This is a genomic window from Formosa sp. F44, from assembly GCF_056238645.1.
The window spans coordinates 810,011-836,544 of sequence record NZ_JBWDLJ010000001.1; the positions used below are offsets into that span (position 1 = coordinate 810,011).

The 26,534-nt window shown below is 36.2% G+C and carries 24 protein-coding genes; 18 read left to right on the forward strand and 6 right to left on the reverse strand.

Going from position 1 to position 26,534, the window contains the following annotated elements; all coding sequences use genetic code 11:
* Nucleotides 1-6 precede the first annotated feature (6 nt).
* Nucleotides 7-906, reverse strand: coding sequence for an EamA family transporter (locus AC0UBM_RS03365; protein WP_475687643.1), 900 nt, complete (start codon nucleotides 904-906; stop codon nucleotides 7-9).
* A gap of 233 nt (nucleotides 907-1,139) precedes the next feature.
* Here AC0UBM_RS03365 and AC0UBM_RS03370 point away from each other — a divergent pair, with 233 nt between their 5' ends.
* From AC0UBM_RS03370 to AC0UBM_RS03390, 5 genes are all read left to right on the forward strand, one after another.
* The gene (locus AC0UBM_RS03370) at nucleotides 1,140-1,967 is read left to right on the forward strand and encodes an FKBP-type peptidyl-prolyl cis-trans isomerase (protein ID WP_475687644.1); all 828 of its coding nucleotides are present in this window, start codon (nucleotides 1,140-1,142) and stop codon (nucleotides 1,965-1,967) included.
* Between the two features lie 167 nt (nucleotides 1,968-2,134).
* On the forward strand, nucleotides 2,135-3,685 hold the full coding sequence (locus tag AC0UBM_RS03375; RefSeq protein WP_475687645.1) for an SDR family NAD(P)-dependent oxidoreductase: 1,551 nt from the start codon (nucleotides 2,135-2,137) through the stop codon (nucleotides 3,683-3,685).
* 112 nt (nucleotides 3,686-3,797) lie between these two features.
* The gene (locus AC0UBM_RS03380) at nucleotides 3,798-6,236 is read left to right on the forward strand and encodes a TonB-dependent receptor (RefSeq protein ID WP_475687646.1); all 2,439 of its coding nucleotides are present in this window, start codon (nucleotides 3,798-3,800) and stop codon (nucleotides 6,234-6,236) included.
* Between the two features lie 311 nt (nucleotides 6,237-6,547).
* On the forward strand, nucleotides 6,548-7,174 hold the full coding sequence (locus AC0UBM_RS03385; protein ID WP_475687647.1) for an SDR family oxidoreductase: 627 nt from the start codon (nucleotides 6,548-6,550) through the stop codon (nucleotides 7,172-7,174).
* Nucleotides 7,175-7,231: 57 nt separating this feature from the next.
* Nucleotides 7,232-7,738: a peroxiredoxin-like family protein gene (locus AC0UBM_RS03390; protein ID WP_414034535.1), complete on the forward strand. Its 507-nt coding sequence runs from the start codon at nucleotides 7,232-7,234 to the stop codon at nucleotides 7,736-7,738.
* Nucleotides 7,739-7,822: 84 nt separating this feature from the next.
* Here the strand turns inward: AC0UBM_RS03390 and AC0UBM_RS03395 are convergent, their stop codons facing one another.
* A complete protein-coding gene (locus tag AC0UBM_RS03395) occupies nucleotides 7,823-9,223 on the reverse strand; it encodes an NAD-dependent succinate-semialdehyde dehydrogenase (protein WP_475687648.1) in 1,401 nt (466 codons plus the stop codon).
* A 234-nt stretch (nucleotides 9,224-9,457) separates the two neighbouring features.
* Between AC0UBM_RS03395 and AC0UBM_RS03400 the strand changes: the two genes are divergently transcribed.
* The 5 genes from AC0UBM_RS03400 (at nucleotide 9,458) to AC0UBM_RS03420 (ending at nucleotide 13,348) form a co-directional block, all read left to right on the forward strand.
* On the forward strand, nucleotides 9,458-9,631 hold the full coding sequence (locus AC0UBM_RS03400) for an adenylosuccinate synthetase (RefSeq protein ID WP_414034533.1): 174 nt from the start codon (nucleotides 9,458-9,460) through the stop codon (nucleotides 9,629-9,631).
* Nucleotides 9,632-9,723: 92 nt separating this feature from the next.
* Nucleotides 9,724-11,010 (forward strand): hypothetical protein, encoded by a 1,287-nt coding sequence (locus AC0UBM_RS03405; RefSeq protein ID WP_475687649.1) that lies wholly within the window; start codon nucleotides 9,724-9,726, stop codon nucleotides 11,008-11,010.
* 96 nt (nucleotides 11,011-11,106) lie between these two features.
* On the forward strand, nucleotides 11,107-11,577 hold the full coding sequence (locus AC0UBM_RS03410) for a nucleoside deaminase (RefSeq protein WP_414034531.1): 471 nt from the start codon (nucleotides 11,107-11,109) through the stop codon (nucleotides 11,575-11,577).
* A 12-nt stretch (nucleotides 11,578-11,589) separates the two neighbouring features.
* Nucleotides 11,590-12,177, forward strand: a complete 588-nt coding sequence (locus AC0UBM_RS03415; protein ID WP_475687650.1) for a Crp/Fnr family transcriptional regulator — start codon at nucleotides 11,590-11,592, stop codon at nucleotides 12,175-12,177.
* Between the two features lie 76 nt (nucleotides 12,178-12,253).
* Nucleotides 12,254-13,348: an alkene reductase gene (locus AC0UBM_RS03420; protein WP_475687651.1), complete on the forward strand. Its 1,095-nt coding sequence runs from the start codon at nucleotides 12,254-12,256 to the stop codon at nucleotides 13,346-13,348.
* Nucleotides 13,349-13,468: 120 nt separating this feature from the next.
* On the opposite strand, the gene AC0UBM_RS03425 is transcribed toward AC0UBM_RS03420, so the two are convergent.
* Nucleotides 13,469-14,698, reverse strand: coding sequence for a metallopeptidase domain-containing protein (locus AC0UBM_RS03425; RefSeq protein ID WP_475687652.1), 1,230 nt, complete (start codon nucleotides 14,696-14,698; stop codon nucleotides 13,469-13,471).
* 457 nt (nucleotides 14,699-15,155) lie between these two features.
* Between AC0UBM_RS03425 and AC0UBM_RS03430 the strand changes: the two genes are divergently transcribed.
* Nucleotides 15,156-15,989: a phospholipase A gene (locus AC0UBM_RS03430; RefSeq protein WP_414034527.1), complete on the forward strand. Its 834-nt coding sequence runs from the start codon at nucleotides 15,156-15,158 to the stop codon at nucleotides 15,987-15,989.
* 67 nt (nucleotides 15,990-16,056) lie between these two features.
* Here AC0UBM_RS03430 and AC0UBM_RS03435 read toward each other — a convergent pair whose 3' ends face one another.
* Both AC0UBM_RS03435 and AC0UBM_RS03440 read right to left on the reverse strand, forming a co-directional pair.
* On the reverse strand, nucleotides 16,057-16,353 hold the full coding sequence (locus AC0UBM_RS03435) for a hypothetical protein (RefSeq protein ID WP_434036048.1): 297 nt from the start codon (nucleotides 16,351-16,353) through the stop codon (nucleotides 16,057-16,059).
* A gap of 8 nt (nucleotides 16,354-16,361) precedes the next feature.
* Complete coding sequence (locus AC0UBM_RS03440; RefSeq protein WP_434036047.1) at nucleotides 16,362-16,517, reverse strand: YqaE/Pmp3 family membrane protein; 156 nt, start codon at nucleotides 16,515-16,517, stop codon at nucleotides 16,362-16,364.
* A gap of 266 nt (nucleotides 16,518-16,783) precedes the next feature.
* Between AC0UBM_RS03440 and fabD the strand changes: the two genes are divergently transcribed.
* Nucleotides 16,784-17,659, forward strand: a complete 876-nt coding sequence (fabD, locus tag AC0UBM_RS03445; protein WP_475687653.1) for an ACP S-malonyltransferase — start codon at nucleotides 16,784-16,786, stop codon at nucleotides 17,657-17,659.
* Nucleotides 17,660-18,434: 775 nt separating this feature from the next.
* On the opposite strand, the gene AC0UBM_RS03450 is transcribed toward fabD, so the two are convergent.
* Nucleotides 18,435-19,181, reverse strand: coding sequence for an arylesterase (locus tag AC0UBM_RS03450; RefSeq protein WP_475687654.1), 747 nt, complete (start codon nucleotides 19,179-19,181; stop codon nucleotides 18,435-18,437).
* Nucleotides 19,182-19,207: 26 nt separating this feature from the next.
* Between AC0UBM_RS03450 and AC0UBM_RS03455 the strand changes: the two genes are divergently transcribed.
* The 6 genes from AC0UBM_RS03455 (at nucleotide 19,208) to AC0UBM_RS03480 (ending at nucleotide 26,342) form a co-directional block, all read left to right on the forward strand.
* Entirely contained in the window at nucleotides 19,208-19,897 is a 690-nt protein-coding gene (locus AC0UBM_RS03455) for an ABC transporter ATP-binding protein (protein ID WP_434036045.1), read from the forward strand.
* Between the two features lie 47 nt (nucleotides 19,898-19,944).
* Nucleotides 19,945-22,440: an ABC transporter permease gene (locus AC0UBM_RS03460; RefSeq protein ID WP_475687901.1), complete on the forward strand. Its 2,496-nt coding sequence runs from the start codon at nucleotides 19,945-19,947 to the stop codon at nucleotides 22,438-22,440.
* Nucleotides 22,441-23,142: 702 nt separating this feature from the next.
* Nucleotides 23,143-24,474, forward strand: coding sequence for an AAA family ATPase (locus AC0UBM_RS03465; protein ID WP_475687655.1), 1,332 nt, complete (start codon nucleotides 23,143-23,145; stop codon nucleotides 24,472-24,474).
* Nucleotides 24,475-24,677: 203 nt separating this feature from the next.
* A complete protein-coding gene (locus AC0UBM_RS03470) occupies nucleotides 24,678-25,175 on the forward strand; it encodes a DUF2975 domain-containing protein (RefSeq protein ID WP_414034519.1) in 498 nt (165 codons plus the stop codon).
* A 3-nt stretch (nucleotides 25,176-25,178) separates the two neighbouring features.
* A complete protein-coding gene (locus AC0UBM_RS03475; RefSeq protein WP_414034518.1) occupies nucleotides 25,179-25,388 on the forward strand; it encodes a helix-turn-helix domain-containing protein in 210 nt (69 codons plus the stop codon).
* A gap of 507 nt (nucleotides 25,389-25,895) precedes the next feature.
* Nucleotides 25,896-26,342, forward strand: a complete 447-nt coding sequence (locus AC0UBM_RS03480; RefSeq protein WP_475687656.1) for a hypothetical protein — start codon at nucleotides 25,896-25,898, stop codon at nucleotides 26,340-26,342.
* The last annotated feature ends 192 nt before the right edge of the window (nucleotides 26,343-26,534 follow it).

A 26,534-nucleotide genomic window follows, 5' to 3' on the forward strand; every position in this document is an offset into this window, starting at 1 on the left:
TTTTTACTATGAATACAGTATTAAGAATACACCAAGCATAATCCCGGTTAAAGGCACTAATTTTTTACGTTTATTTTGTTCTTTAAAGATCAAGCCACCAATAACCACTGCGATTATAATCTGACTCCGTTTTATAGCCGATAATAACATGATTAAGGCTTCGGGATCTTGTAAGGCTTTAAAATAGAAATAATCTGCGGTTTGTAATAATACACCAACAGCAGGAATAGACCACCGCCAAGTAAAAGCTCGTCGTTTTTCTATCTTCGGAAACCAAATTACAGCCATAATCACGAGTAAAATTAAAACCGTATAAAAACAAAACCAAAATTGTAATGTTTGTGGCGTCAATGCTAAACTCTGTATTAGAAACTTATCGTATAAGCCACTAGAGGCCCCTAAAAAAGTGGCTGCGATAATGGCTAAAATCCATTTGTTGCGTGTAAATACGATCCCTTCTTTTTTTCCAATTCGCGAATACAAAATAACCGAACCAATAATCAATACAAAGCCAATCCACTGCAAAGGACTCGGGCGTTCCTGATAAATAAATATAGCCCCAATAAACGTAAAAAAGGGGCCCGCCGAGCGTATTGGTGTCACTATGGTAATCGGTAAATGTTTTAAAGCCTGATAGGCTAAAACCCATGACGTCGCCATAATAGCCGACTTTATAAAAATAAACCCATGTGTTTTTAACGGAATATCTTCAATATAAAAACCTAAATCGCGCATATAGTCTGGCGCAAATTGAGATCCCAAATAAAACGGAAGAATCAATAAAAATCCAGAGCTTATTGTTCCTAAAAGTACAGGAAAGACTTCATTGCCTTGAACGGCATGTTTTTTACATAAATTATGTAATCCTAAAAATACGGCCGATAGTAAGCCTAGATACATCCACATGGCGGCAAATATAGGTTTTTAGACATTTTTAGCTTTTGTTTCCTTTTAAAAATTATGGAAAACCTTAAAATATAACCCGGACTTAAAGTCATCTAGTAATTCATTACTATTGAAGATAGCAGTTTATAACAAATGCAGTGGACGGTCTGTTACCAAAATGTTAAGTTTTTTAACGTTTATCATGTTGTGTAGCAACTTCAATTTCATATTTTTGCGTACCTAAAAAAATAAATATGAAGTCAGTATGTATGGCACTTTTAGTAGTGCTTTTCGTCTCTTGTAGTTCAGACGATGGAAATTCAAACAAAGATTATAGTCTTGAAAACCAAGAGGAAATTTTATCGTATATCGCAACCAATAATATCGATGCAGAAAGTACAGAATCTGGATTGTATTATGTTATTGACGAAGTTGGAGAAGGTGATGCAATCACATCAACTTCAGATGTAACCGTGAAATATAAAGGTTATTTTACAGATGGTACCGTTTTCGATGAAAATACAGAAAGCGCCGTGAGTTTCAATTTACAAGGTGTTATTGAAGGTTGGCAAGAAGGAATTCCTATGTTTAACGAAGGAGGTAGCGGTTTGTTAATTATTCCTGCACACTTAGCTTATGGAAGTAATTCTTATGGAGGAATACCTGCAGGTTCTGTTTTAGTGTTCGAAATCGAGATTATCGATTATAACGCATTAAATAAACAAGAAATTGAAGACTATATAGCTGAAAATGATTTAAATGCTATGAGTACAGCATCTGGATTATATTACGTCATAGAAGAGCAAGGGGAAGGTGTAAAACCAACGAGTACGTCTACAGTAACAGTGAATTACGAGGGTTACTTTACCGATGGTGAAATCTTTGCTGAAAGAAGTGCTAACCTAAATTTGGAAATTGAAGACATTTTAGAAGGTTGGCAAGAAGGTTTACAATTATTAAATGAAGGTGGAACTATGAAATTATTAATTCCGTCTGCATTAGGATATGGTCGTTACGATTATTCTGTGATTCCTGGGGGATCAGTAACTATATTCGATATAGAATTGGTCGATGTAAATTAACCGCTTCTATAGAAAACAAAATATTGAAAGCTCATCTGACTAAGATGAGCTTTTTTTTATGTCTTTATTTTACAGAACATCTTAAAACGTTACTATAAAACGAAGTTTAAATGGGGATCAATGAATACCAAAAATATAAAGTATATTCGTAGCCTAAATCATATACTATGCACGCCAAGAGTGAAGGTGAACAGGGACAATTGTCTCAGAAGGAAATAGACGAATGTTTACGTGTATTAGAACAATTAAATGCCGATACCAATCTTATTTTCGATATTCCAAAGGATAAAAGAATTGCTTTAATTAAAGCGACAGGGACGTTTTCAAGACCCAGTCGAGAAGAGTTTGCACGCCGAAAAAAAGACGCTAAGAAAAATGCAAAGCGTAAAAAGGAAGTCCAAGATCGTGTCGCTCGTAAAGAAACAGGTATTAGAAATGCTCGTGAAACACCTATTTTTATGGCGCCTAAATTGTTGCTTGCGCAAGAATTAGAAAACAGGGAAACCATAGAGCTAGAAACACCTAGAAATTGCTATGTGTGTAAAACAGCATTCACCAAAATGCATCATTTTTACGATACCATGTGCATAGATTGTGGGGATTTTAATTATGCTAAACGCTTTCAAACGGCAGATGTTAATGGGCAAGTAGCTGTAATCACTGGTTCTCGTTTAAAAATTGGTTATCATATTACTTTAATGTTGTTAAGAGGCGGAGCTACCGTAGTGGCAACAACGCGTTTTCCCGTAGATTCTGCGATTCGGTTTGCTAAAGAAGACGATTTTAACACATGGAAAGATTGCTTGCATATCCACGGCCTAGATTTAAGACACATACCGAGTGTAGAAATTTTTTGTAATTATATCGAACAAAAGTATGATCGCTTAGATATTTTAATCAATAATGCAGCACAAACCGTAAGACGACCGGCTGGTTTTTATGCGCATTTAATGGGGAAGGAAGAGCAAGCTATAGATACGCTTCCACAAGCGGTTCAAGATTTATTATCAGATCATACCACATGTTTACACGAGTTGAAATCATTAACATCTGGCGCATCTTCAAACAAAAATATGCCGGTAACTTGGCACGGACCTGAACCTGGAATCGGATTGAGAGCCTCGGCAAAATTATCTCAAATTCCGTATAGTTTCGATAATTCGTTAGTGGCAGAAGAGGTGTTTCCTGAAGGGAAATTAGATGCCGATTTACAGCAAGTAGATTTAAGAAAAACGAACAGTTGGCGTTTAAAATTAGGAGCTATAGAAACCACAGAAATGATAGAAGTACAATTGGTTAATGCTGTAGCACCCTTTGTACTATGTAACCGCTTGGCCGAGATGATGAAAAAAGAAAATACCGGTCAGAAGCATATTATAAATGTGACTGCTATGGAAGGTAAATTTCATCGTGTGTTCAAAGAGTCCAGACATCCGCATACCAACATGGCAAAGGCAGCTTTAAATATGCTAACGCATACAGCATCTGGGGAGTTGGCTAAAAGTGGTATTTTTATGAATGCCGTAGACACGGGTTGGGTAACAGACGAAGATCCTGCTGCTTTAGCAAAAATGAAACAGGAAGTATACGATTTTCAACCTCCTTTAGATATTGTAGATGGCGCTGCCCGTGTAATGGATCCGTTATTAGACGGAATTAACACAGGAAAACATTGGTGTGGTAAATTTCTTAAAGATTACAGACCTATCGAATGGTAAGACGTGTAATTTAAGTGCGTAATTATTAGGGAAGTAATTAAACCATTGTGTTTTATTATAGTCTGAATAGTGTTAACTTTCGTTTTTACTATTTTAAATCCCGCTATTTATAATGTCCATTGTATTGTATAGAAAATTAAATATTGTAATTCTTAGCTTCTTTTTTATCCTTATTAGTACTGTTGCGGTAAGCGCTCAAGATAAAAAAGAGATTATTCCAACTGTCGAAAATATATACTTACACACCGACCGAAATCAATATACGCTTGGCGAATCGTTGTGGTATAAAGCTTATGCGATATATCCCTATAACAATCAGTTGTATAATAAAAGTAATATGCTGTATGTAGAGTTAATAGCTCCAAATAAACAGATAATTGCACGTCAGCATACAAGATTAGAAAATGGATTAGGTTTCGGGGACTTCAAGCTTACAGATTCTACAGGCATTAAAACGGCAGGAACCTATCAGTTGCGTGCCTATACCAATTGGAACCGTAACTTCGACGACGCGTTTGTTTTTACTAAAGACATTAAAATATTAAACGTGTTTAATGATTCAGAAACCAATGATACGGCTAAAAGCCACGCTAAAGAAGCGAAAAGTACAACCGATGACGAAGACCAACAGGCTTTTAAAGTGCAGTTTTTTCCGGAAGGCGGATCCCTTGTCGAAGATGTTATAAATATTGTGGCGTTAAAAGCTGTGGATTCTAAGGGATTTCCCATAGAAGTAAAAGGAGAAATTTACACGGCAGATGATACTTTGGTTACCTTTTTCGAAACCATTCATGATGGTATGGGAACCTTTCAGTTAAATCCAAAAAACGGAGTGCAGTATTATGCTAAAACATCTGCTGTACAGGGCGGAGAAGCCATAAAATTTACTTTACCTAAGGCCAGAGAAACAGGATTTGTATTAAGTTCTAAACCTGTTAAAGGCGATGCAACTCGAGTCCTTACCGTTAATACCAATAAGAAAACACTAAGAAGTCAACCAAACCAAAATATAAATATTCTCTGCAAAATTAAGGATATTACATATTTCGAAATCGACCAGCCTATTACAAGTACCACTGTAAAATTTGAAATCCCTCAGGATAAATTGCCCGGCGGTATTAATCATATTACCTTGTACGATGCCAACCAGAAGCCACAAAGTGAGCGTCTTATTTTTATAGATAAGAGCGATAAATTAAACGTTACTCTAGCTACAGATAAGCAAACCTATAAACCAGACGAAAAAGTAACAGTTACGGTCTCTTCTAAAACCAAAGATGGTTCGCCGGAACTAGCGAGTTATTCTTTAAGAAGTATTGATATGAATGGGGTAGAAGACACAGGTCTAGCATCCAATATTTCCTCATATTTTTTAATGGAATCGGATATTAGAGGACCAATTTATAATCCAGGATTCTACTTTAATACCGATAAGCCGTGGCGGATTGAAAAGTTAGATGTATTGTTACTAACTCAAGGATGGAGAGATTTTATATGGAAAGATAATCCAAATTTAGCAGATAAAACCTTGCCCTTTACAGCCGAATCTGGGATTAATATTAGCGGGCAACTTACGCAAGTACTTAGAAATAAAGGAAAGGCTGGAAACAATATCACATTAACCTTATTTAATAAAGGTAAGATTAAGATGTTGAATACCGAAACGGATTCCTTAGGGCATTTTAAGTTTGAAAATATAATGTTCTACGGAACTTCAGAAATGATTTTAAGTTCTAAAGACGATAATGGAAAATCTAGAGGAATGCTGTCTTTAGACGAAGACACCCACGCGACTTTAGCCGTTAATTTTACACCACAACCTTCACAAGAAGCCCATTCTGAAGATATTGTTTTAAAATCTACAGTATTAGAAAAATATAAGTCTGTTGGCATTATGGAAGAAAATGTTCTAGACGAAGTGGAGATTATAGCTCCTAAAAAAGAAGAAGCTTTATCCATGTATGGTCCAGCCGATCGGACATTTGTTTTCGGAGACGAAGTGGAAACTTTCTTATCTATTTATGACTTAATACAAACTACCATACCAAGTGTTGTTATAGAGGAACCGTCAATCCGATTTATTAGAAATGCAGGACCGGCTGTAATTATTGTAGATGGTATTATCTGGCAACCGGACGAACTTTCTTTCTTACAACCAGCCGATGTGGTTAAGATAGAAACTTTAAATGGGGCGAGTGCCACTATTTTAGGATCTAACGGAGGGAATGGAGCGATTTTAATTTACTTGAAGAAAGGGGCAACCACCAACGAAAAAATAGTGCTACAGACCATAAAACAGCAGGTAGAAGGGTTTTACGAACCACGTGTGTTTTATACTCCAGATCCAAAAGATATTACCTTTGAAAATCAAAAAGAGGATATTAGAAATACACTATATTGGAATCCGTTTATGCATCCCGATAAAACGGGAATTGTAAAAGCCGACTATTATAACAGTGCAGTAGAAACGACTGTAAAAGTGACTATAGAAGGGGTTACTGCATCCGGGATTCCTGTGGTGGCTAAAACGCAATATACCATACAAGAATAAAAAGTTTTCAATTCGTTAAATTTCATCCTCAATACTTTTAGGTTAGAAGTCTAAGTCTACAGTTATCTTTCATACAATAATTCCGATACGGGTTCAACCAAACTAAAGTATCGGTTTTTTGTGTTTATACGGTTTTAGTTCTTCATTTTAAAATTGCCATGCCGACTTCATTTTACGGCCTATTTGCTATTTGGTTTATAGGGTCTGGACATTGTACGTACGTTAACCAACGGTGGAATAGCGTTACTTTTATATGTTTTTAAGTCAATGAGTACTAGGAAATAGGCGTAAATTGCATGAAAACAAATAAAATGGAAAACGTATTAGTAGTTGGTGCCACAGGTACCACAGGAAATAAAGTAGTGCATCATTTAAAAACCTCTCAAGATTTCGAACCGATTGCCATGGTTAGAAATGAAGAGCAGGAGAAAAGCTTCAAAGAGCACAATATAAGAACCGTATATGGCGATCTGGAAGATGATGTGTCACAAACGGTTAAAGAAGCCAATCATGTTATTTTTGCTGCCGGATCTGGTGGTAAGAAAGTAGAGGCCGTAGACCAAGATGGCGCTATAAAAATGATTAAAGCTTCGGAAGGTGCAAATATTAAGAAATTTGTAATGCTAAGTTCTATGGGCGCAGATAATCCAGAACAGAGTGAAAAACTTCAAGATTACCTAAAAGCTAAGCATAATGCCGATGTGTTTTTAAAAGACTCAAAATTAAATTATACCATTGTAAGACCAGGAACATTAAATAATGAATCGGGTCAGGGGCGCATAGCGATATCCAAGTCTTTTTCTAAACATGGCGAAATTACTCGCGACGATGTTGCGCAGACTCTTGTACAAGCGCTACGCGATAATACAACAGATAAAACAACCTTCGAAATTCTACAAGGAGACACACCTATAGAAGAAGCGTTTAGAACCATCTAATTGCAACCCATATTTCCAAATACGACACTTTAATAATTAATTTTAAAATCAAGTATTATGATTAAACCAAGAACAGAAACACCCGATTTATCAATAAATCTATTAAACGATACTAAGTGGACGCTTAGTGAGCAGAAACCAGAAAACTTCACCTTAGTGGTGGTGTATCGTGGTAAACACTGTCCCGTTTGTAAAAAGTATTTAGAAACGATACAAGATCATTTAGGCGACTTTAAAGACAAAGGCGTGAATGTGGTCGCTATCAGTTCGGATACTAAAGCCAAAGCAGAAGCCTCTTATAAGGAATGGGATATTAAAGATGTGCCATTAGGATATGAGTTTCCGATTGAAGAAGCTCGTGAATGGGGACTTTACATTTCTAAAGGGATTAAAGACGAACCTGAAGAATTTGTAGAACCAGCTATCTTTTTAATCCGTCCAGATCGTACGCTATATGCGTCATCTATTCAGACCATGCCTTTTGCAAGACCAGAAATTGTTGAGCTTATAAAGTCTATTGACTTTGTAAACAATAAAGATTATCCTGCTCGAGGAGAAGCTTAGAAATTAGTTCTCAATATATGTAATTAAAGCGCCCCTAAACTATTTGTTTAGGGGCGCTTTTTATGCGTTTATTATATTTAGTGCTTATTGTGGATCACTAATCATAACAGATTTAACGTTCACAAATTCCTTCATTCCAAAGCCACCGTGCTCTCTTCCAAATCCAGAATCCTTAACGCCTCCAAAAGGCATTTTCGGATCTGCTAATCCAAAACTATTTATAAACACCATTCCGGTATCAAAATGTTTCTTAGCGAGTTGCGTAGCTTTATCTACATCTTTAGAGAAGATTCCACCACCTAATCCAAAACGACTATCGTTTGCAATACGCATGGCATCTTTGCCATCTTTGGCTTTGATTAATGAGGCTATCGGACCAAAAAGCTCATCGTCGTAAGCTGGTTGTCCAGGTTTTACATCTTCTAACACAGTTGCTGGATAAAAGTATCCTGATCCAGAATCCGGTTTACCACCACATAATATGGTTGCGCCTTTATTTACACTTTCGGTAAGTTGTTCGTGTAGTTTTTCACGTAAGTCTTTTCTTGCCATAGGTCCGAGGTCTGTGTTTTCGTCTTTAGGATCACCTAGTTTTAACTCAGACATCGCTTTAACAAAGGCTTTTTTAAAGGTATCGTAAACAGCATCTACTACAATAAAGCGTTTGGCAGCAATACAGGTTTCCCCGTTATTGTAAATTCTTCCTTTTACACTTTGCTCTACCGCCAATTCAATATCGGCATCGTCTAGAACGATATAAGCATCATTACTTCCCAATTCTAATACCGATTTCTTTAAAGCACTAGCAGCTTTTTCGCCTATAATTTTTCCAGCTTTCGGACTTCCGGTTAGTGTTACTCCGCGTACTAATTTGTTATTAATAATAGCATCAGACTGTTCGTGACCAATAACTAATACCGTAAATAATCCTTCTGGTAATCCAGCCGATTTAAAGATATCCTCTAACTTTTTAGCTGTTCCCGTTACATTCGACGCATGTTTTAATAGCACACTATTCCCTGCCATTAAATTAGCAATGGTATATCGAATCACTTGGTAAGACGGGTAATTCCATGGCTGAATACCATAAATAATTCCAATAGGCGAGTGGGTAATGATCCCTTTACCACCCAAAGTTAATTCTCGTGTTTCATCTTGTAATTCAGTGGCAGCATGTGTGGCGCAGTATTCACAAATGGCCATACATGTATCGACTTCTTGTTCGCTCTGAGAATATAATTTTCCCATCTCATCGGTCATTAAGCTGGCTAATGTTTCTTTGTGGTCTTGTAAGGCTTTCCCGATAGCTTTAATTACTTCAGCACGTTTTTCAAACGATTCGAAACGCCAGTCTAAAAAGGCGTCGTGAGACTGTTTTATTTTATTTTCAACCTCGCTATCCGTCATATATGTATATGAGGCTATGGGTTTTTCTGTACTCGGATTAATGGTTTCAAAAGTATCTTGTTTTGTTGTCGTATCCATAATGATATATGTTTTAGTTTAAGGCGAATCATTTTGCCTAATTTTGGGTAAAGTTAGGTTGGTTGTAAAGCTTTTATTTGCTGTAATATTATAGATGTTAACCCATATGCATTAAGGGTTAAAATGTTTGGATTATTTAATGTAATATTGAAAGAAGATCGCTAATAGAGAACACGCTTTTAGCACCTAAAACTCAAGTGAAAAGGATATTTATTATCCATAAAACATATAGACATGATACATAAAACCCTTGCATTATTCGCACAATTACCTTTAGGAACTCCTAATCCAGACGATAATCAGCCGGTAGATTTTTCAGATCCGTTTAATATCGTGGTGTTTATCATTTTACCTATTATTGCCATTATTTTATATGTGTACTGGAGAAAACAACAGCATAAGAAATAAATAGGATATAACCATATAAGACGCGAGTTTCATTCGTATTTTAGTGGTTTAAAATCTGTTTTTTTTAGTCTTTTATTTATTTCAAAACTGCTATGAGTATTCTAAATACATGGTTTGGTGACAAACACACGAATCAAACACTATTTCCAAAACCTACAGATGATGGCGAAGTAAGCATTCAAAATAAACAGCTTATTTGCACAGGTGTTAAAGGGATGCATAGTTGCGTTGTAAATTTAACCGAGCTACAATATGCTTATATTAAAATAACACCCTCTAAAGAGCGGTATTTGTTTCTATTTGACCATCACCAAAATAATATACCGGTGACATTTAAAGGCTTTCAAGGCGTTTATGAAACGTTGTCTAGCATGTTCGGGTTTGATGATGAGGTGTTTTTGTCACATGTAAATAGCGAAGCACCATTAATTAAGCAACTATGGAGACGCAAACATCCAAAAAATTATTCGGTTTTAGAAATAAATCATCACGATTATAACGATGGTTTTATGATTCAATCCCAACCCAAACAGTTTATATCTTGGGAGATTACGTATCGGGAATTAGAGAACCACCAACACATTTATTTTGAAACTTCACCATACGGACAAAAGCTTCTAAAATTTAAGTATCCTATACGTATTGGGAACGTTATTTTTAATGATTTACAAGCGTACTTTGATAATAAAAGAACCGATGTTCCGGTATTATATTTTTATAGTGATTGCTATAATGATATGGGAAACGACGGTAGTTATTACGACTTAAAACATGTGCTTACTCGCGATTTAATGGGAGATGAAGCACTTAATGGTTACGAAAGAGACGATCAGAAAAATCTAATTTTCGATCTAAAAGGGATAGCCCTTTCTATATGTTATACTTACGATTCTCGCTATTTGTTCGATGCTGGTAATACAGCTGTAACTATTCAAAACCATAGAGAATATCCCGAATTGTTAACGGACAAAGAGTATGAAGCGCGTATTATTATATCGGATGCATTGCTTTTACAAGGCGATTTGGAAGTCTCTAAAGATTACATGAAAAATGAAAGAATTACATACAGACCGCGTGTCGTTTCTGAACGGTTTATAGACCAACCCGTAATTTGGACAGATGTAAAGAATGATAAAATCGGATTCTCGGCTCATGGCTACGCTGAGCTATTTAACCTAGATGAAATCGAGTCGTTTAGTATTCAAAATATGCTACCGGCTAGAGGTAGTGGTGGAGCTTATCTTGAAGTATTACTCACAAATAAAACAAAACATACCGTATTGTCGGGCCATTTTAAAGCGTTTGACACCTATAAGGAAGATTTAGAACGTCTAACCCATAAACCAGTAACCTTCGCAAAAGAATATTACGATTGTTAGTCGATTATATAAATGACATATAATAAATGTCTAAACTTATTATAAGGTTTAAAAAGCCAAATAGAATGTGCAGACATTATAAAAATATAAGATACTATGTGTAAAGAAAAATATATGCAAGAGGCCGTAGATGCGGCATTAAAAGGAATGAATAATAACGAAGGTGGTCCATTTGGTTGTGTTGTTGTTAAGGACGGCAAGATTGTGGGGCGTGGAAATAATAAAGTTACCTCTACCAAAGATCCTACCGCACATGCCGAAGTTACGGCTATACGAGATGCTTGTAAAAACCTAGATTCATTTCAATTAGACGGCTGCGAAATTTATACGTCTTGCGAACCATGTCCGATGTGTTTGGGCGCTATTTATTGGGCGAGACCAGATAAAGTATATTACGGAAGCAATCAAGAAGATGCGGCAAATATTGGTTTCGACGATGCGTTTATCTACAAAGAAATTCCGTTGCCTTACGATAAGCGTAGCATTCCATTCGAGCAATTGGGACGCGATATTGCTTTAAAACCATTCCAGGATTGGTCTACTAAAATGGATAAAACCGTATATTAAAAACAGCAACCTATGTATGCACCTCTTGCACAACACGTCCGAGACATTATTAATCCTTCGGAACACGATATGGCTTATTTTCTATCGACTTTAAATGAAGTGTCTCTACAAAAGGGTGCATTTTTACTGCAACCAGGCGTTGTTGTTAATCAGGAGTACTTTGTGGTTCGCGGGTGTTTAAAAGCCTACTATATGGATGCCAGAGGAAATAAACACATCCTTCAGTTTGCGATAGAGAATTGGTGGATTGGAGATTTTGAAGCGTTTTATAATCAGTCGGCTTCTAAATTATATATTGAGGCCATTGAAGATGCTCAATTATTGTCCTTAAGCTACAAAGCACTACAATCGGTGTATAGCGAAGCGCCCATATTCGAGCGGTATTTTCGTGTTTTGGTGACTAAAGCTTTCATTTCTCAACAGAAACGCATTTTATCTACGCAAGAAAAAAACACCCAAGAACGCTATTTAGAATTTTGTGATGCCTATCCGACCATCCAAAATCGAATAGCCAATTATGATATTGCAAATTACTTAGGCGTAACAGCCGAAAATCTTAGTCGGGTAAGAAATACTTTAAAAAAGTTAAAAATTTCCTAATTGATATAGGTCAATTATATTGCCTATACTGAATTGTAAATTTGATAAGAATACGAATTAAAAAAACATCTTTGTTATGAGTAAACAACATCTATTAACACCCTACCATAAAAATATTGATTTAAAAAACAGAGTCGTAATGGCGCCTATGACGCGTAGTCGAGCAGACAATGAAGGCAAAGTGCCAACAGACGATTTACACGGCTTGTATTACGAGCAACGTGCTTCTGCAGGATTAATTATAACTGAAGGTTCGCAAGTTTCTGCCGAAGCTACAGGTTATATTAATACGCCAGGAATTTATACCGAGGCACAGGTAGAAGGTTGGAAAAAAGTCACCAAGCGTGTCCACGATCAAGGCGGTACTATATTTATTCAGTTGTGGCATGTGGGACGGATTTCGCATCCAGATTTTCATGATGGAGCGTTACCTGTATCGGCTTCAGCGATAAATCCAGATGCCAAATCGTTTACACCTGAAGGTTTTAAAGATACTGTTACGCCTAAAGCCATGACCATTGAAGATATTAAACGCACAGTTAAAGATTTTCAGAATGCGGCTAAAAATGCTATAGAAGCAGGTTTTGATGGTGTGGAGATTCACTCTTCTAACGGGTATTTATTTCAACAATTCTTTAACGGATGTTCAAATACACGAACAGATGAATATGGAGGATCTATCGAAAACAGAGCGCGCTTCTTTTTCGAAGTTTTAGATGCTATAAAAGAAGTAATTCCTCAAGAACGCATAGCGGCACGTTTTAACCCGTCTGCACATAATGTATTTGGTATTACGGTAGATGAAGATACAATACCAACATTCGAATACATCATTAAAAAACTAAACGATTATAATTTAGCTTATGTTCACTTGTCTGAACCTTTTACCGATGTAAGTGATGTGCCATTTGCGGTATCGGAAATTGCTAAACATTTCCGTCCGTTATACAACGGAACGCTAATGATTAACAATGAATTTGATAAGGAAAAAGGAAATAAAGTACTGGAAGATGGCGATGCTGACTTAGTAGCTTACGGAAAGTTATTTATTTCGAATCCAGATCTAGTCGAACGCTTTGAACAGGATGTAGATCTTACCGAATGGGACGAGGATACTTTTTATACTACAGGTAAAAAAGGATATACAGACTACCCAAAAGCCACAGAATAATATAACTTGATTATTTCGAAACAAAATAACCGTGATAACAGCTCCAAATCGGAAAAGTTATCACGGTTTTTTAATGGAATTTAATAGGTTAAATATGCCCAACTTTGGGTTGTAGTAGACTTAAAGACGTTCCGGAAACACTACATCAAAACTTATGGTTTCTTCATCTATATATTGAATGTTTGTAATATTAAGATACGAGGCTGTACTATCCCACCATTTAGAATTAGGAACTGTGGTATCCGAAAATGTTTTACCTGGAATATAAATATCCCCAGCATTGCCTCGGTTGGTGGGTTTAGCAGGATTTCTCTCCAATTCGAATAATCCGTCGGCTTGTTCTATAGCATGTTTATAATGCTTTTCAGGAGTCATCGCTTGTTCTTTATTACTGCTTTTTACATTTAAATCGGTGTGCCATAGTAGTAATCCCAGATCTACAGGAAATTTCTCATTTCCTAAGGTACTTTGTTTGCGGGCTTCGATAGAGAAATATTCTTTGTCATCTAACGGATTTTTATATACGGCCACAGCATCGCCATCGGCTTTTAATGTCAGGGTTTGTTTACCAGGTTTACGTTTAATTTCTATAATCTTACCCCAGTTTTTTTCTACTCTAAACGGGGCACCCACGGGTTCTATTAACGAGGTTTTTCCGCCACTCATTACCGTGTAAGCTCCCGTACCACCAGAATCGTAGCCTGTATCGTAGGTGTCGGGGAATCTAAAAAATGCATGTCCACTTTCGTGAATAGGTGTAAATAAGCTTGGCTCACCATTTCGAATGAGATACGACCCATACACCGATTTTATTTTTACGCCGTTAGACAGTGTCCAACCGCCATGATGCGCGGCGGCAATCCATGACACAAAGCTATCGCTATTGTAAAACATTACGGAACGTAGGTTACCATCTTTGTCGGTAGACAAGCGCTTCCAATCGTAATCTGGGTTATTTGCCACGGTATATTCTAAAGCCTCTTTCCACAATAGTATACCTTCCTTATAATTTAATTTCGCATAGTGTGAAGCGGGTAGTGGCGCACGGTAATAAAAAATATCATGCTTTAATATCACTTGACCGTAACTTTGTTCGTACCAATATTTACACACCGATCTGTGAATGTTCTCTTCGGAATAATCCATATCGTTTAAAAGCGCCTCTAAACGCTCTGGTGTTTCATTTTCTGGTCTTGGAATATCAGAAAAGTCAATATAAATGGTAATACCGCGATACTGGTTTTGTGCGTGTAAACTTGATGCCATTAGCACAATGCTTAACACTGTAATGAATTTAAACGCTATAGCTATTTGTGCATCAAGCCGTGTTTTAAGAAGAATATGTTTCACTGTTACTTTATTTTAATCAATATTAATATAAAATTTACCGGGCTATGGGACAATGTTGGCAGAATACTGTAGGATATTAACACTTTTCGTGTTTTTTATAAGCATTTGTAGGTTATTTGGTGCAAATACGTTGGTTTTATGAGGTTGTCGGCATGAGTATTCGCTTCAATTCGTAAACGTTACATAGTATATAATTGAGCTACAAACTCTTCATTATTATTAAAGGCTTAAATATCTGTTATAAGGGTCTAGAATGTTTAACAATGAAAACGAACGATTAAAAACCGGTAAAACTTCTCATGTCACGTTATAAGTGTGAAATGATACATTTAAATTGGGATAGCGTTAAAATTATATACAAACAAATAAACTTAAGTCTTATTAATGTAAGACCTTTGCACTACGGTTTCTAAGCATAAAAGAACAATCGGTTTAATTCTACAATTCAATGCATTTCATGAAAAATCAATTATTAGTGTGGGGACTACTATTTTTAGTATCTCCTGTATTTTCACAAACCTATACGCGAGAAGAAGTGAATAGATCTATAGAAGAAGATCCTAGATTTTCTATCCACGACGACAATTATATCATAACAGGAATACCGACCAATACGCATGTCGATTCTGAAACTGCAGATATTAAATATCAAATTAGTTTCAAACAATTACTAAGTCGGAATCCAATTGTGTGGGACTCGTACTTGTATTTAACTTATACTCAAAAAGCATTTTGGAACATTTATAAGTTTTCGAGTCCGTTTGAGGAGCTTAACTTTAATCCTACTGTAGGTTTAAGAAAAGTGTTTTACGATAAAAAAGACCAAGCCCAAAGTATAGCGTCATTAACTTTAAATCACGAATCTAATGGGCGAGACAGTATATATTCTAGAAGTTGGAACAGTTTAAATTTAAAGTATTCTATGGCTTTAAGTCGTAAAAGTATAATGAGTATAGAGCTGTGGGCGCCGTTTATATATAAAGAATCTAATCCGGATTTAATGGAATATATCGGAATCTCCGAAATTTCTTATGCTTATGATATAGTGCCTGAAAAACTTAATTTTGAAATTGCCGTTAAAAAAGGTCTGAATTGGAACAATTGGAATGGCTCTGTGCGTTCGCGTTTATATTACAATCCGTTTAAATCTAAAAACCAGTATTTCATGCTCGAGTGGTTTGCTGGGTACGGAGAGAGTTTAATAGACTACGATAAGTTTTACAGTATGGTGCGCTTAGGTTTTGTAATTAAAACCAACGAGCTAGAATTTTTAGTCCATCGTGTAGATTAACCGCACATAAAAAACCACTATAACAATAACGCTATAGTGGTTTTTTTATACTGAAAAGTAATACGAATTACTGATCTGTTTTATTATCGATATGCTGTTCTAGGTTGTCGTTATGACCACTTCCTAAACTGTGATGTTCGTTTTCTTCGTCACGTGGTGGTTTCCCATTGGTTAACGGTCTTGCCGGACTTGCACCTGGAATGTCTAGGTTATCGGCAGCGAAATCGGGTTCGTTTCTACGCTTTTTTAGTAAGCGATCGTCGCCACCATCTTGTCTTAAGTTTCCTGCTTTATCGCCTAATATCTTTTTGTCGTCTTCGGTAATGTCCGAATTGTAATCTGTTTTATTATCTTCCTTTTTCATAATATTATTTATTTACTGTTAACATAAAAAGCATGAATCACTCCTGGCAACCAGCCTAAAAGTGTAAGTAAAACACTAACTAATAATGCGGTTCCGATACCGTGCTTTAAAAACACAGCTAGTGGTGGTAAAAGAATACTAAGTATAATGGTAAGTAATGACATGTTTTATGTGTTTTTGGTTTATTCAAAAGTAAGATCTTAATAGCGTGTGGGTTGACTTAAATCATTTAATAATTGATGCTTTTACTTGTGAGTATTATACTTACCAAAGTGATTAAAGTAAAACGGCTAATCCAATTGGTTTAACATAAAACCGTGAGAACGTATGGTCTAATGCTTACTATATATAAGTGCAAGTAAATTACTCATGGTCCATGTTTTAGTCCTCTATTTTTTTTGTAAATTAAAAGATACTAAATCAACCGTTTATGCAAGCATATTTATTTCCGGGGCAGGGCACCCAATTTCCAGGCATGGGAAAGGCGTTATTCAATACTTCTAAAATAGCGCAAGATTATTTTGAAAGAGCAAATGCCATTTTAGGATATTCTATTACAGATATCATGTTTGAAGGCTCGGCAGCGGACTTAAAACATACCAAGTACGCGCAACCTGCCATTTTTTTACACTCGTATATTTTAACCCAAACCCTAGGAACAGCCTTTCAGCCAGATATGGTTGCCGGACATTCGTTAGGCGAAATATCAGCTTTAACAGCTATTGGCGCATTAGATTTTGAGTCCGCTTTAAAACTCATTAACACCCGAGCTACTGCCATGCAAAAAGTTTGTGAATTGGAACATACCGGAATGGCGGTTGTAGTGGGACTGTACGATGTTATTGTTAACGATGTATGCAAACAAGTGCAGGGTATAGTGGTGCCAGCAAATTACAATGCACTACAACAGGTGGTGATTTCTGGAGAAGAACGTGCTTTAAACGAAGCCTGCGAGAAGTTAAAACCGGGTGCTATTCGTGTGGTACATTTGCCTGTGAGTGGTGCGTTTCATTCCCCATTTATGAAACCTATAATTGAAAGTTATACCGAAGCGATTGCACAAACTACATTTAAAACACCCCGCTGTCCCATTTATCAAAATATAAAAGGTCGCCCTACAACAGATGTGCATCTCATTAAACGGAATCTAATCGATCAGCTTACGCAACCCGTAATGTGGCGACATGGTATGTTGCACATGATTGAAGATGGTGCTACAACCTTTACCGAAATTGGTCCTGGTAATTTTTTAAGAGGCTTGGTTCATCAGATTGATCGGGATGTGATTGCAAAAGGCATGTCGTGAGGGTAGTATTGTTCTGGGGTTTGTTGGAGCCTTTTAAGAAGTAAAGTAATTCTGGTTCTTGACGCTTCTTGAACAATTCCGAAATAATACGAATTATGTTCTCGACGCCGCTCGAACACCCTAGACACGTAAGCTGATTTTATACGGTCTTCGAGCATTAGTGAGAAAGAATAGTGAGATTCTTTCGAAGCTAGCAAACGGAGTTTGCCGAGAAGTTTATATTGTTATCTAGAACTGAAAGTTTAAAAAGGTCTTGTAAATTGTCTTATTAAAATGTAATAAGTATACTGTTATACATTCTGGTTCTCGACTCCGCTCGAACACCCTGGACACGTATGTTGAATTTAAACGGTCTTCGAGCATTAGTGAGAAAGAATAGTAAAATTCTTTCGAAGCTAGTAAATGAGTTTGAAGAGAAGTTTATATGGCTTATAGAACTGAAAGTTTAAAAAGGTCTTGTAAATCTTCTTATTAAATGTAATAAGTTTACTGTTATACATTTTTGTTCTCGACGCCGCTCGAACACCCTGGGAAATGATACGTGTTGTTTTTTCGACTTCGTTTTATTACTTTATACACTTATGTTGAATTTAAACGGTCTTCGAGCGGAGTCGAGAAGTTATAATTAATACTCGGCATCAATCATTAGTAAGAAAGAATAGTGAGATTCTTTCGAAGCTAGCAAACGGAGTTTGACGAGAGGCATGCTTTCTTTTATCGGTCTTCAATCATTAGTAAGAAACACTAGCAAAACCCTCTAAAACTAGCGGACTATCTACGACTTCACCATAGGACCAAGAACATCCCAAACGGTATATGCAACTAGTTTATGACCTTCTACATTAGGATGAATACCATCACCTTGATTTAGTTCTGGTTTACCTCCAACTTGTTCCAAAATAAACGGAATGAAGGCTATATTGTTTTCCGAAGCTAAATCTATAAAGAGTTGTTTAAAATCGGTAGTATATGCGGTTCCCATATTTGGAGGCATTTGCATGCCCGCCAGTATAATTTTAGTCTGCGGACTTTTAGCACGAACCACATCAATAATGTGCTGTAGGTTAGCTCGTGTTTCACTTACTGGCACACCACGCAAACCATCATTGGCTCCTAGTTCTAATAAAAATATGTCTGGGGTCTGTTTAATTACCCAATCAATTCTGCTTTTTCCACCTGCACTGGTTTCGCCACTAACTCCCGAATTAATCACGGTATAGTCCAAATTTAATGCATCTATAGTGTCTTGTAAAATTCCAGGATAGGCATCATCTGTATTATCTAATCCGTAACCGGCAGTAATGCTATCTCCAAAACATAAAATGGTTTTGTCTTTGGTCACTTCGGCTTCAGTCGATGCTGTTGTGGTTGTTTCTACGTTTTGGTCTTTGGCTTTTTCCGCTTTGCCATCACCACATGAATAGAGTGTTAGGGCTAAAATAAAATAACAAAACTTTAAGAGTTTAGAGACCCTAAACCCGGGGTGATTTGATTGCAATTGTTTATTTTGAGCCTCGCACATAAATAGTGATTTAAATTAAAGATTAGATGTCAAATATATTAAAGATAACTGGGTTAGAAAAGACTTATACCAGCGGTAACAAACAATTAACGGTATTACACGACATTTCGTTTGCTGTTGAACAAGGCCAAATATTTTCGATCGTTGGACCTTCTGGAAGCGGAAAAACCACCTTATTGGGGTTATGTGCAGGATTAGATCAGGCCAACGGCGGTACAGTGGAATTATGCGGACAAGATTTAGCGACGTTGAATGAAGATGAACGCGCGCAATTACGAAACAAAAACGTCGGTTTTATCTTTCAGAATTTTCAGCTTTTACCAACCTTAACGGCTTTGGAAAATGTGAGTGTCCCTTTGGAATTGCAAGGCGATAAAAAGGCTACTCAGGTGAGTTTAGATTTACTAGAGAAAGTCGGTTTAGGAAGTCGAGTACATCATTATCCGTCGCAGTTGTCTGGTGGCGAACAGCAACGTGTCGCTTTAGCACGTGCCTTTGCCAATAAACCAGCGATATTATTTGCTGATGAACCTACGGGGAATTTAGACGAAGAAACCGGAGAAAAAGTCATCCAGTTGCTTTTCGAATTGAATGCCGAACACGGCACTACGTTAGTGATTATTACTCACGATTTGGAGTTGGCCAACCGTACCCAACACATCTTAAAGCTTAAAGGTGGAAAAATTATTACGAACCAACCCACTACTGCGCTTTGATAGATTCTAATACCTCAAAAAACATACAACTGTCATGGCTTTTTAAAATGGCTTGGCGAGATGCCAAAGCGAGTAAAGTCCGTTTACTATTATTTATGGCGTCGATTATATTGGGAATTGCTGCGGTGGTTTCCATTCAATTATTCAGTTCTAATTTACAGGATAATTTAAAGAGCCAATCTAAAACCTTAATGGGTGCCGATTTTATAATCGATTCCAAACAAGAACCAACCGCTCGGGCACAAGCCATTATTGATTCGTTACAACCGCAGGCTTCCGAAGTGAATTTTGTGTCCATGATTGCCTTTCCTAAAAGTGGAGGTACCAAATTGGTTAAAGTTCAGGGGATTGCAGGAGATTTTCCGTTTTATGGCGAAATCGATGCCGAACCTGCTTCTGCATCAAGCACTTATCAGTCTTCAGGTGGTGTGTTGGTTGATGCCACACTCATGATACAATTCAATGTAAAAACGGGCGATTCCATTAAAATCGGGGAACTGACATTACCCATTGTAGGGGCTTTAAAATCGATGCCGGGGAACTCGGGCATTTCCAGTTCTGTGGCACCTCCTGTGATTATGCCACGGGATCTAGTAGACGCTACCAAGCTATTACAGTTTGGAAGTCGGAAAGAGTATCAGTATTATTACAAGGTATCGGACACCGTTAATTTAAAACGTTTAGAAGACCGTATAGAACCTTTATTAGATTTAGAAAATGCCGATTTAGATACGCATACCGGAACCTCTAGACGTTTAGGAAAGCGTTACGAGAATGTGGGGAATTTCTTAAATCTGGCCGCCTTTATCGCCTTATTATTGGGATGTATTGGGATTGCAAGTTCGGTACATATTTACATTAAAGAGAAGCTTAAAGCCATTGCCGTTTTAAAATGTATGGGCGCGTCTAGACTGCAAAGTTTTCTTATTTTCCTCATTCAAATTGGAGGTATCGGGATTCTTGGTGGGGCTATAGGCGCGGTAATAGGTGTGGGGCTACAGTTGGTATTTCCGTATTTATTACAAGACTTTTTACCCTTTACATTAGAGATTTCCATTTCGGCAGTGCCTATTTTAATTGGGATCTTACTCGGCTTGTTTATGTCGGTGTTATTTGCACTTTTACCTTTATTACGCACCTGGTTTGTGTCGCCTTTAGATGTATTACGGGTGAGTGAAGATGGGGTACAAGAACCATTATGGGTACGTCTTTCTGTATTCACAGCCATTTTAGTCTTTTTGTTTTTATTCTCGTTTTGGCTGATAAAAGATGCGTTGTATGCGCTCTCTTTTGTAGGCGCGACCATGTTAACTTTTGCTTTGTTAGCAGGTGTTGCCATCGGATTTACACGTTTAATCAAGCGCTATTTCCCAAAACACTGGAGTTTTACAGCCCGACAAAGTGTACTGAATTTATTCCGACCTAACAATCAGACCGTCGTGTTGGTGGTTGCTATTGGATTAGGAACATTTTTAATTAGTACCCTATATTTTACCAAAGACATTTTATTGACAAAAACCGAAGTCGGCGCCCAGTCCGATAGTGCCAACATCATCATTTTAGATGTGCAACCAGACCAGCGTGCGACCATTTCGGAACGTATTACCGCCAAGGATTTACCTGTGCTTAGCGACATCCCGTTAGTGACCATGCGCATGCAACAGATTAACGGACAATTGGTAAACGACATCCGCCAAGACAGCACACGCCAAGTGCGCGGTTGGGTACTTAACCACGAATTTAGAACCACCTATCGCGATACCCTAATCGACTCTGAAACTATAATTGAAGGGGAGTGGACGCCGAGATTAGAAGCTGGCGAACCGGTAGTGATTTCTATTTCCGACAACCTCGCCAACGATGCCAATTTAGAGGTAGGCGATCCCGTAGTTTTTAATGTACAAGGCGTACTTATGGAAACTACGGTAGGAAGTATCCGTCAGGTCGATTGGTCTCAAGTGCAACTTAACTTTACCGTAGTTTTTCCGGCTGGTGTGTTAGAAGACGCGCCACAATTTAATGTATTAACCACCTTGGTAGCCGACGAAAGCAGTTCGGCCGCCTTACAGCAAGATTTGGTGAGCCGTTTCCCGAATGTCTCTATTATTGATCTACGACAAATATTTACGGTGGTCGAAGACATCTTAGAAAAGGTCTCTTGGGTAATTAGTTTTATGGCGTTCTTTAGTATGTTCACAGGGGTTATTGTATTAATCGGATCTATACGCACCAGTAAATACCAGCGCATTAAGGAAAACGTATTATTACGAACGCTAGGCGCTAAGAATACCCAAATTTTAAAAATCACCGCCTTAGAATATCTCTTTTTAGGACTTTTAGGAAGTGTGGTTGGTTTACTCTTGGCTTTATTAAGCAGTTTATGTTTGGCGCTGTTAGTGTTTAAAGAACCTTTTGTACCCTCTATTATTCCGTTTATAGTCTTACTTCCAGGCATTACGCTGTTGGTTTTGGTTATAGGCTTAAGCAACATCCGTACGGTCCTAAAAAGCTCGCCATTAGAAGTGCTACGGAAAGAAGCCTAAGGCGTGACGATATTTCCCAAGATAGCCCGACATTAAGTATAATATATAACCGTTTTTAATTCAGGTTCTAGAGTGTGTTCCCATGCTTTGGAACCTGTGTTATTACTGGCATTCCTGTGCTTTTATACCAAAACACCCTCGTTTTTTATACCTTTTTAGGTCTATAATTTTGACACGTGGTGACACATGGGGACACATTGGGAACGGCTGTGAACGTGTCCGAATGTTCATGAAACACCATTCGTCGCTAATAGGGGTTTTGTTCGAGTCTCGTTCGGGTCTTGTTCAGTATGGGTTCGGGTGTGTTTTTAAAAAATGCACCGTTTTGCGAGGGAGACACGAATTAGACTCGGAGTAGGTTTGAGTACGGATTGGGTATTTCGTAGTTTTTCCTTGTCTATTTTTCCCGAGGTGGATGATTTGTGGTGGTTAGGGTTTTATGGCCTTAGCCTAAAATATTTTGGTTTCTCCAATAAGTTTTCAGAAGTTTTTAAATGTTTATTTGTCAATAAGTTCTAATAAGTACATTAGAGAAACATTATTCTAATGGGTTATCTTTGAGGTATGTAAACGATATCAGGAAAGAGTAAAATTATATTTTATGATTGTTTTGATATAACATGTTTCCTGAAATGGAATATTTTTCGAAGTAAACTAGTATAGCACATATATAATTGTTACCACACATTAGAGAAAAAAATTATGGAATTAACATCAGTCAATCAAATTAGAGAAAGAAGAGACTCGATTCGGGAAAAAATAAAAGATCTGAATTTAAAGGACTATAGTTCCAATAGATATGGTAGCGAAGATGAGTATAATTTTAGAGGATTAATTGGCGGTATTGAAGCTTTATTAACAGATATTTCTTCATTAACTCGCTACCCTTCCAAATTTGTAAAGATTTCGACTTATAAAGAAAGAAATAATATTTACACGTATTTAACTGATATAGATACCTATTTAAAAAGTCCGGTAAATTATCTACCACAATTTGAAGCTCTAAAGGTGCTTTTGAGAAATTATAATGTTAGATATTTCTCAGATAGACAAGTGGAGTTCGAAAAAGAAATAGAAGAAGTAAGAAAAATCAAACTTCAACTACAACAAGTTCTTGTTGATTCCAAAGAATTAAATGAAAACATAGAAGAAAGTAACAGTACTCTATCGGAAAAACTGGAAAAAAGCAATAAAAAATTGACTGAAATAGAGACTGAACTGGAAAAAATAATCGAACGTAAAGATGAGCTAACGGAACAGTCCGAATCTCTGGAAATAATTAACACGAGTCTAACAACTATTAAAGAAACTGCATCGGTAAATCTCGAAGAAATAACAGGATCTTTAACAGAAATCAAATCCAACGAAAAGTTGATTACGTCATTTGCAAATAAAGTACAAGACAGAGAAAATAGACTTGATGATTTAGAACAAAAAACGGAAACGAATATTAAAAAATTGGATGAGTATGAAAAAGAAAGGAAATCAATCTTATCAGAAGCTAAAAATCTAATTGAATCATCCAAAAAAGCATTGAATTACACAACGGCAGAAGGGATTAGTGCTTCTTTTCAAGGTCAGTACGAAAACTCAAATAATAAATGGATTTTCGGCAGTTGGATTTTGGGAGCAGTTATTTGCTTAATAGGAACCGTTTCATTAGGTATTTGGATTTTGCAAACAAACCCTAATAATATTGGACTTTTAATTGGTCGTATATCCCTACTACCATTGCCAATAATTGGAGCAATTTTCTGTGCAAATCAATATACTAAACAGAAAAACATTATAGAAGACTATGCCTATAAAATGGTGCTTTCAAAGGCTATTGTTGGTTTTTCTGAACAATTAAAGAAAAACGGAACTGATGGTAACGAAGAATATGTACACTATATAAAAACTGCACTTGAAGAAATCCATAGAGACCCCTTAAGGAAAAGAGAATCTAAAAAATCTAATGATGTTAAAGAATCTAGTTTAAAAGATTTAGTAGAAATGGCAGAAAGAATTGTTAAAATGACAAAGGTGGAATAAAACGTGTGGTAACAAAGTACTATGATAAAAAAACAAGTAAAAATGCATTAATTTTTCACTGAATTACTTCTATATAAGGCATCATATAACCTCACTGTTTATTCATAATTGTTAGCCACAAGTTAAAAAAAAACATCGTTCTTCAAAATTATATTATTGTTTTTCAATAATTATAGTATATTTATATAATTAAATTATCAAATATGAAAAAAGCAATATTATTTAAAACACTTGTAGACATACTTTACATTCTTCATTTTATTGGTCTAATTGGAATAATATTTATGATACCATTTGGAACTGTCAATATTAATCAAGTAAATATGAATGCAGAAGATTGGACTTTATTTTATTGGTTAATATTTATCGTAAGTCTATTTGCTTATATAATATTTTTAAGAGGTCTGTATTTTTTGAGAAAAATGGCAAGGTTCTTATTAACGAACAAATATTTTTCCGATAATACTATAGTGAACTTAAAAAAATCTGGGAATAATTTTCTATACACAGGAATTATATCATTTGCTCTTATTTTTGTTTTATGGATAAGCAAACTAACTGGAGGAAAGTTTGAATTGATATATGATAACAATCTATTACTTCCTTTGTTTTTGTCCATAATTGGAATGTTTTTTATCATTCAAAGCGATGCTCTTAGTTTGGCAAAAGGAATTAAAGAAGAAAATGAACTAACAGTTTAATTTATGGCAATTATAATAAATCTTGATGTTATGCTAGCTAAGAGAAAAATGAAAAGTAAAGAACTTGCCGAAATTATTGGAATTACAACCGCAAATATTTCGATTTTAAAATCAGGAAAAGCAAAAGCAATTCGATTTTCAACATTAGAATCTATATGTAAAGCACTAGAATGTCAGCCTGCTGACATATTAGAATATTCTGAATCTGAGTAAAAAAATCTGTGGCTATCAATGGCTATTGTTGATACTGATTTTGGTGCTTAATCCAAACTATGCAAAAAAAAATCGGAATTCTGGAACTTTTAGTGTGTCAGGAATCCGATATTGGAACGTTTTAAATTTGAAAAAATATTATGATTTAAATGACCCAAATATCCAACTTATTTTCGCCATTCATTATCTATCTTTGAGCGACGAAGAGAATCGAAACGAAAGATGGACAACGGAATAAACACTACACACAAAAAAAACAACGTACTATAATAAAAACCAACTATAACACCTTATTTTTTTACCAACATACGTCTAATTATATCGTCATATAACCTCACATTGTCCATAGATAGCAAGTGATTGTAAATCAAACATATAAGACAACAAAATGTGCAACTGCCTAGAAAGCATAAGTGATTATGGTTTATATTTGTTTTGATATAATAGGTTGTAGCACATTTAACCAAACCATCTTTAAAAAAGAACGTCTTATATAAAACTAAATGTATGAAATATAGAATTTTAATTATATCCCTTATATTTCTTGGAATAATTTCCTGCAACAATGATGATTGTACTGACACAATTTTAAAAACTACAAGTCTCGAAACTGAATACGGTTGTATAAATACAAAATATCAAATGGATATAGATTTGTCTGAAAATTATATGATTATTAGGAATCAACTTGATTTTACTGAATTGGTATCAGGAAGTTGTCAGCCTACTATTGATTTTTCTATTTATGATTTAATTATTGGAAAGAAAGGGCTTGGGAATGGGAATAGTTCTATTGATTATACATTAGTTGAAAATTGTGAGACTGGAACACAAAATTTAATCGTTACGTTCTATCAAAACGATACAACTGAAGCTCCTAATTTGACATATCACGCTCTGATTCCAAAACTTGAAAATGAACAAGAATTGAGTGTTGAAATAATAATAAATTAAAAACGTGCTACAAAAATGCCTGTGTTAATACGCTAAGTAAAGTGCTTACTTTCTCAACTACATACCCGCAACCGTAGGCCTTATTTATGCGCATCCATGACCTGGCTTAGTCACCAACTCTATAAAACGCACATAAAACACGTGACGTGCATGCCAAAATCATGCTGTAAATTGCTAATATAAACACCCAAT

What these genes read in the sequence shown, in the direction of transcription:
- AC0UBM_RS03430 (WP_414034527.1), top strand. Translation starts at nt 15,156, where the DNA reads ATGAAAAATCAATTATTAGTGTGGGGACTACTATTTTTAGTATCTCCT.
- AC0UBM_RS03460 (WP_475687901.1), top strand. Translation starts at nt 19,945, where the DNA reads ATGGCTTGGCGAGATGCCAAAGCGAGTAAAGTCCGTTTACTATTATTT.
- AC0UBM_RS03405 (WP_475687649.1), top strand. Translation starts at nt 9,724, where the DNA reads ATGAGTATTCTAAATACATGGTTTGGTGACAAACACACGAATCAAACA.
- AC0UBM_RS03400 (WP_414034533.1), top strand. Translation starts at nt 9,458, where the DNA reads ATGATACATAAAACCCTTGCATTATTCGCACAATTACCTTTAGGAACT.
- AC0UBM_RS03435 (WP_434036048.1), bottom strand. Translation starts at nt 16,353, where the DNA reads ATGAAAAAGGAAGATAATAAAACAGATTACAATTCGGACATTACCGAA.
- AC0UBM_RS03415 (WP_475687650.1), top strand. Translation starts at nt 11,590, where the DNA reads ATGTATGCACCTCTTGCACAACACGTCCGAGACATTATTAATCCTTCG.
- AC0UBM_RS03480 (WP_475687656.1), top strand. Translation starts at nt 25,896, where the DNA reads ATGAAATATAGAATTTTAATTATATCCCTTATATTTCTTGGAATAATT.
- AC0UBM_RS03365 (WP_475687643.1), bottom strand. Translation starts at nt 906, where the DNA reads ATGTGGATGTATCTAGGCTTACTATCGGCCGTATTTTTAGGATTACAT.
- AC0UBM_RS03450 (WP_475687654.1), bottom strand. Translation starts at nt 19,181, where the DNA reads ATGTGCGAGGCTCAAAATAAACAATTGCAATCAAATCACCCCGGGTTT.
- AC0UBM_RS03410 (WP_414034531.1), top strand. Translation starts at nt 11,107, where the DNA reads ATGTGTAAAGAAAAATATATGCAAGAGGCCGTAGATGCGGCATTAAAA.
- AC0UBM_RS03440 (WP_434036047.1), bottom strand. Translation starts at nt 16,517, where the DNA reads ATGTCATTACTTACCATTATACTTAGTATTCTTTTACCACCACTAGCT.
- AC0UBM_RS03420 (WP_475687651.1), top strand. Translation starts at nt 12,254, where the DNA reads ATGAGTAAACAACATCTATTAACACCCTACCATAAAAATATTGATTTA.
- AC0UBM_RS03475 (WP_414034518.1), top strand. Translation starts at nt 25,179, where the DNA reads ATGGCAATTATAATAAATCTTGATGTTATGCTAGCTAAGAGAAAAATG.
- AC0UBM_RS03395 (WP_475687648.1), bottom strand. Translation starts at nt 9,223, where the DNA reads ATGGATACGACAACAAAACAAGATACTTTTGAAACCATTAATCCGAGT.
- AC0UBM_RS03385 (WP_475687647.1), top strand. Translation starts at nt 6,548, where the DNA reads ATGGAAAACGTATTAGTAGTTGGTGCCACAGGTACCACAGGAAATAAA.
- AC0UBM_RS03455 (WP_434036045.1), top strand. Translation starts at nt 19,208, where the DNA reads ATGTCAAATATATTAAAGATAACTGGGTTAGAAAAGACTTATACCAGC.
- AC0UBM_RS03370 (WP_475687644.1), top strand. Translation starts at nt 1,140, where the DNA reads ATGAAGTCAGTATGTATGGCACTTTTAGTAGTGCTTTTCGTCTCTTGT.
- fabD (WP_475687653.1), top strand. Translation starts at nt 16,784, where the DNA reads ATGCAAGCATATTTATTTCCGGGGCAGGGCACCCAATTTCCAGGCATG.
- AC0UBM_RS03380 (WP_475687646.1), top strand. Translation starts at nt 3,798, where the DNA reads ATGTCCATTGTATTGTATAGAAAATTAAATATTGTAATTCTTAGCTTC.
- AC0UBM_RS03465 (WP_475687655.1), top strand. Translation starts at nt 23,143, where the DNA reads ATGGAATTAACATCAGTCAATCAAATTAGAGAAAGAAGAGACTCGATT.
- AC0UBM_RS03390 (WP_414034535.1), top strand. Translation starts at nt 7,232, where the DNA reads ATGATTAAACCAAGAACAGAAACACCCGATTTATCAATAAATCTATTA.
- AC0UBM_RS03375 (WP_475687645.1), top strand. Translation starts at nt 2,135, where the DNA reads ATGCACGCCAAGAGTGAAGGTGAACAGGGACAATTGTCTCAGAAGGAA.
- AC0UBM_RS03470 (WP_414034519.1), top strand. Translation starts at nt 24,678, where the DNA reads ATGAAAAAAGCAATATTATTTAAAACACTTGTAGACATACTTTACATT.